This window comes from Stenotrophomonas sp. Sm10, assembly GCF_030985515.1.
Lineage (GTDB): Bacteria > Pseudomonadota > Gammaproteobacteria > Xanthomonadales > Xanthomonadaceae > Stenotrophomonas > Stenotrophomonas hibiscicola.
On sequence record NZ_JAPTFO010000153.1, the window covers coordinates 1 to 3,454 of the forward strand.

General features: G+C 69.7%; 4 protein-coding genes. 3 read left to right on the forward strand and 1 reads right to left on the reverse strand.

Annotation, left to right across the window (positions count from 1 at the left end; translation table 11 throughout):
* Window positions 1-113: 113 nt before the first annotated feature.
* Window positions 114-545, reverse strand: coding sequence for a YkgJ family cysteine cluster protein (locus O0J15_RS20490; RefSeq protein WP_029380125.1), 432 nt, complete (start codon window positions 543-545; stop codon window positions 114-116).
* A 104-nt stretch (window positions 546-649) separates the two neighbouring features.
* On the opposite strand from O0J15_RS20490, the gene oleC reads away from it, so the two are divergent.
* From oleC to O0J15_RS20505, 3 genes are all read left to right on the forward strand, one after another.
* The gene (gene oleC, locus O0J15_RS20495; RefSeq protein ID WP_134735588.1) at window positions 650-2,308 is read left to right on the forward strand and encodes an olefin beta-lactone synthetase; all 1,659 of its coding nucleotides are present in this window, start codon (window positions 650-652) and stop codon (window positions 2,306-2,308) included.
* Window positions 2,305-3,297: a 2-alkyl-3-oxoalkanoate reductase gene (gene oleD / locus O0J15_RS20500; RefSeq protein ID WP_134735589.1), complete on the forward strand. Its 993-nt coding sequence runs from the start codon at window positions 2,305-2,307 to the stop codon at window positions 3,295-3,297. Before oleC ends, oleD begins: the two co-directional genes overlap by 4 nt.
* An 81-nt stretch (window positions 3,298-3,378) precedes the next feature.
* A partial coding sequence (locus tag O0J15_RS20505; RefSeq protein WP_308306217.1) for a DUF1328 family protein occupies window positions 3,379-3,454 on the forward strand: 76 nt, incomplete at its 3' end.

The window sequence follows — 3,454 nt, forward strand, 5'->3', positions numbered from 1 at the left end:
CCCCCCCCCCCCCCCCCCCCCCCCCCCCCCCCCCCCGCGGGGGGGGGGCCCGGGGGCGGCCCCCCAACACCCGAAGGGTTGATGAGGTTGCCGGCCGGCGGCCGGCACTACCATTACGCGGCGACCGGCGCCTGCGGCGGCGAGGAAGGGCTGTTGCCGTTGTCGTCCGGGTGGTCGTCGTCATTGTCGGCGTCATCACGCCAGCGCCAGTCGGCCAGGGTCAGCGGATCCAGGCCATAGGCGATGCGCGCCTTGTCGCACTGCGGGCTGGCCTTGCCGTATTCCCACGATGCATCCACCTCACGGCACACGCTGGGCCGGTTGGGGTGGATGGTGCAGCGTGAATACACGCCGATCTGCGCATCCAGCGCGACGCAGCGCACCGGCTTGGAATGGGTGCCGCGCATGCACAGGCGATGCGGGTCCAGCACCTCGGTAAGCTGGTGCGGCACGCCGCCGGGGGTGACCTCGTCCGATTCCATCCAGTGGAAGGCCACGCGGTATTGGGTGCAGCAGGCGCCGCAGGTCATGCAGGGATGTTGCATGGGCAAGCCGCCTCGGGCGGCAGTCGGAATCGGGAACGAGGGTGCGGATTTTCCACGAAGTCGGCCGCCGCGCAAGAAATTCCGTAAGCGGCGACAATGAACGGATGAACCGACCCTGCAACATTGCCGCGCGCCTGCCTGAACTGGCGCGTGAACGCCCCGATCAGATCGCCATCCGCTGCCCGGGCCGCCGAGGCGCCGGCAACGGCATGGCCGCCTACGACGTCACCCTCGATTACCGCCAGCTGGATGCCCGCAGCGACGCCATGGCCGCCGGTCTGGCCGGCTACGGGATCGGCCGCGGGGTGCGCACGGTGGTGATGGTGCGGCCCTCGCCGGAATTCTTCCTGCTGATGTTCGCGCTGTTCAAGCTGGGGGCGGTGCCGGTGCTGGTCGACCCGGGCATCGACAAGCGCGCCCTGAAGCAGTGCCTGGACGAGGCGCAGCCGCAGGCCTTCATCGGCATTCCACTGGCGCAGGTGGCGCGGCTGGCGCTGCGCTGGGCGCCCTCGGCGACCCGCCTGGTCACTGTCGGCCGCCGCCTCGGCTGGGGCGGCACCAGCCTGGCCGCGCTGGAGCGCGCCGGCGCCAGCGCTGGGCCGATGCTGGCCGACACCGATGGCGAGGACATGGCCGCGATCCTGTTCACCAGTGGCTCCACCGGCGTGCCCAAGGGCGTGGTCTACCGCCACCGCCATTTCGTCGGCCAGATCCAGCTGCTGGGCAGTGCCTTCGGCATGGAAGCGGGCGGGGTGGACCTGCCGACCTTCCCGCCGTTTGCCTTGTTCGACCCGGCGCTGGGCCTGACCTCGGTGATCCCGGACATGGACCCGACGCGGCCGGCGCAGGCCGACCCGGCACGCCTGCACGATGCCATCCAGCGCTTCGGCGTGACCCAGCTGTTTGGTTCGCCCGCGCTGATGCGGGTGCTGGCGAAGCATGGCCGGCCGCTGCCGACGGTGACCCGGGTGACCTCGGCCGGTGCACCGGTGCCGCCGGACGTGGTCGCCACCATCCGCAGCCTGCTGCCGGCCGATGCGCAGTTCTGGACTCCCTATGGCGCCACCGAGTGCCTGCCGGTGGCAGTGGTGGAGGGTCGTGAGCTGGAGCGCACCCGCGCCGCCACCGAGGCCGGCGCTGGCACCTGCGTGGGCAGCGTGGTGGAACCGAACGAGGTCCGCATCATCGCCATCGATGACGCGCCGCTGGCCGACTGGTCGCAGGCACGTGTGCTGGCCACCGGCGAGGTGGGAGAAATCACTGTGGCCGGCCCAACCGCCACCGACAGCTACTTCAACCGCCCGCAGGCCACCGCGGCGGCGAAGATCCGCGAGACGCTGGCCGATGGCAGCACCCGCATCGTCCATCGCATGGGCGACGTGGGCTACTTTGATGCACAGGGCCGTCTGTGGTTCTGCGGCCGCAAGACCCATCGCGTGGAAACCGCGCAGGGGCCGTTGTACACCGAACAGGTCGAGCCGGTGTTCAACACCGTGCCCGGCGTGGCGCGCACGGCCCTGGTGGGTGTTGGCCCGGCCGGTGCACAGGTACCGGTGCTGTGCGTGGAACTGCAGCGCGGGCAGAGCGACAGCCCGGCCTTGCGCGAGGCCCTGCGTGCGAAAGCCGCCGCACGGTTGCCCGATGCGAACCTGCAGCACGTCCTGGTGCATCCGGCGTTCCCCGTCGATATCCGTCACAACGCCAAGATCGGCCGCGAAAAGCTCGCCGTCTGGGCCGGCGCCGAACTGGAGAAGCGCGCATGAAAATCCTGGTCACCGGCGGCGGTGGTTTCCTCGGTCAGGCGCTGTGCCGCGGGCTGGTTGAGCGTGGCCACCAGGTGCTGGCGTTCAACCGCAGCCACTACCCCGAACTGCAGGCGATGGGCGTGGGCCAGATCCGCGGTGATCTGGCCGATGCGCAGGCGGTGCTGCATGCGGTGGCCGGCGTCGATGCGGTGTTCCACAATGGTGCCAAGGCCGGCGCGTGGGGTAGCTATGACAGCTACCACCAGGCCAATGTGGTCGGCACCGACAACGTCATCGCAGCCTGCCGCGCGCACCGCATCGGCAGGCTGGTCTACACCTCCACGCCCAGCGTGACCCATCGCGCTACCCATCCGGTGGAAGGCCTCGGCGCCGACGAGGTGCCGTACGGCGAAGATTTCCAGGCGCCGTACGCGGCCACCAAGGCGATCGCCGAACAGCGCGTGCTGGCCGCCAACGATGCCGCGTTGGCGACGATGGCGTTGCGTCCGCGCCTGATCTGGGGCCCTGGCGATCAGCAGCTGGTGCCGCGCCTGGCCGAGCGTGCGCGGCAGGGCCGCCTGCGCCTGGTGGGCGATGGCAGCAACAAGGTCGATACCACCTACATCGACAATGCCGCGCTGGCGCACTTCCTCGCCTTCGAAGCGTTGGCACCGGGCGCTGCGTGCGCGGGCAAGGCCTACTTCATCTCCAATGGCGAGCCGTTGCCGATGCGCGAGCTGGTGAACAAGCTGTTGGCTGCGGTGGGTGCGCCGACGGTGGACAAGGCGATCAGCTTCAAGACCGCCTACCGCATCGGCGCTGTCTGCGAGCGGCTGTGGCCGCTGCTGCGACTGCGCGGGGAGCCGCCGCTGACCCGTTTCCTGGCCGAACAGCTGTGTACGCCACACTGGTACAGCATGGAACCGGCGCGCCGTGACTTCGGCTACGTGCCGCAGGTCAGCATCGAAGAAGGGCTGCGCAGGCTGAAGGCTTCATCTGCTGCATAGATCGCCATCACTGGTTGCACACCGCAGGATCGGGAGGATGGACCCACGCCATCCAAGGCTCGACCACCCGCGAGGAGCGCCATGCTGCACTACGCCATCATCTTCTTTGTCATCGCCATCATCGCCGCCGTTCTGGGTTTCTCCGGTATCGCCGGCG

What these genes read in the sequence shown, in the direction of transcription:
- O0J15_RS20490 (WP_029380125.1), bottom strand. Translation starts at nt 545, where the DNA reads ATGCAACATCCCTGCATGACCTGCGGCGCCTGCTGCACCCAATACCGC.
- oleC (WP_134735588.1), top strand. Translation starts at nt 650, where the DNA reads ATGAACCGACCCTGCAACATTGCCGCGCGCCTGCCTGAACTGGCGCGT.
- oleD (WP_134735589.1), top strand. Translation starts at nt 2,305, where the DNA reads ATGAAAATCCTGGTCACCGGCGGCGGTGGTTTCCTCGGTCAGGCGCTG.